Origin of the sequence: Chitinophaga sp., assembly GCF_036566945.1 — a bacterium.
Taxonomy (GTDB): domain Bacteria; phylum Bacteroidota; class Bacteroidia; order Chitinophagales; family Chitinophagaceae; genus Chitinophaga.
On the sequence record NZ_DATCVJ010000548.1, the window covers coordinates 1 to 1,597 of the forward strand.

The following is a 1,597-nucleotide window of genomic DNA, read 5'->3' on the forward strand; positions in this document are numbered from 1 at the left end:
CTGAAATACAGGTTGGAGGCAATACAGTACTTAATTTTTGTGCCAATAATTACCTGGGATTATCCTCCCACCCTGCTGTGGTAAAGGCTGCCAAAGATGCTATTGATACGCATGGCTATGGAATGAGCAGTGTTCGTTTTATTTGCGGCACACAGGATATTCACCGGGAACTGGAGCAGAAAATTGCCAAATTCCTGGGTACAGAAGATACTATTTTATATGTAGCGGCATTTGATGCCAATGGTGGCGTATTTGAGCCATTATTTAATGAGCAGGATGCTATTATATCTGATGCGTTGAATCATGCTTCCATCATTGATGGGGTACGTTTGTGTAAAGCTCAGCGTTTCCGCTATGAGCATAACAATATGGCCGACCTGGAAGCTAAGCTGCAGGAAGCTAAAGACTGCCGCAACCGCATCATCGTTACAGATGGTTCTTTCAGCATGGATGGCACTATTGCCCAGCTGGATAAAATCTGTGACCTGGCGGATAAATACAATGCCATTGTGATGTCTGATGAGAGCCATTCTTCCGGCTTCCTGGGTAAAACCGGCCGTGGTACCCATGAATACCGTGGCGTAATGGGCCGTGTGGATATCATCACCGGTACCCTGGGTAAAGCCCTGGGTGGTGCTTCCGGTGGTTTCACCAGTGGTCCTAAAGAGGTAATTGACATATTGCGCCAGCGCAGCCGTCCTTACCTGTTCTCCAACTCTGTAGCCCCCAGCATTGTAGGTGCTTCTATTGCCGTACTGGACATGCTGAGCGAAACCACAGAGCTGCGCGATAAACTGGAATACAACACCAAATACTTCCGTACCAAAATGACGGAAGCAGGTTTCGATATTAAACCCGGAGATCACCCTATTGTGCCTGTAATGCTCTATGATGCAGTACTGAGTGCACAGTTTGCTGACAAGCTGCTGCAGGAAGGTATCTACGTGATTGGATTCTTCTTCCCGGTGGTTCCAAAAGGCCAGGCCCGTATCCGTGTACAGCTGAGTGCCGGTCATGAGCAGGCACATCTCGACAAGGCCATTGCTGCCTTCACGAAGGTGGGCAAGGAATTGGGCGTGATTAAATAGAGCGTAACGCCTTTGAAGCGGTTTTTTGTCTTACTCAGGATTATACTGATTTTGATGATTCTCCAGATTTTTTTCAAATGATTAAAAGATTAGGGGTGATGATAGCGAATGTTCGCTGTGATCACCCTTAATCTTTTTTAATCTAAAGACATATCCTGAGAATCATCAAAATCAGTATAATCCTGAGTAAGACAAAAAATCGCTTTAAAGGCTTTTTGCTTTATGCTTTTGGCTACTTTTGCCCCTTATAATTTAATCTTTATGCTGATGAAACGATTTGGCTGGATGTTATTAGCGATAGGTTTGTCCCTTGCTGCCTGCGCGCCGAATAATGTAAAAGAAGAGAAAAGCTGGGAAAAATATTTTGCCCAATACAAAGTGGAAGGCACTTTTATGTTATTCAATAACAGCCAGGGGGAGTTTAAAGTATATAACCTGGAAAGGGCTAAAAAACGCTTTCAGCCAGCATCTACCTTTAAAATATTCAATGCACTTGTAGGACTGCATAC

Annotated in this window: 1 protein-coding gene and 1 pseudogene; both read left to right on the plus strand. The window is 44.5% G+C overall.

Annotation, left to right across the window (positions count from 1 at the left end; translation table 11 throughout):
* The coding region (gene kbl / locus VIP81_RS16695) for a glycine C-acetyltransferase (RefSeq protein ID WP_331963248.1) at nucleotides 1-1,088 on the plus strand (1,088 nt) is incomplete at its 5' end.
* 267 nt (nucleotides 1,089-1,355) lie between these two features.
* A pseudogene (locus VIP81_RS16700) lies at nucleotides 1,356-1,597 on the plus strand (class D beta-lactamase); the annotation flags it as partial.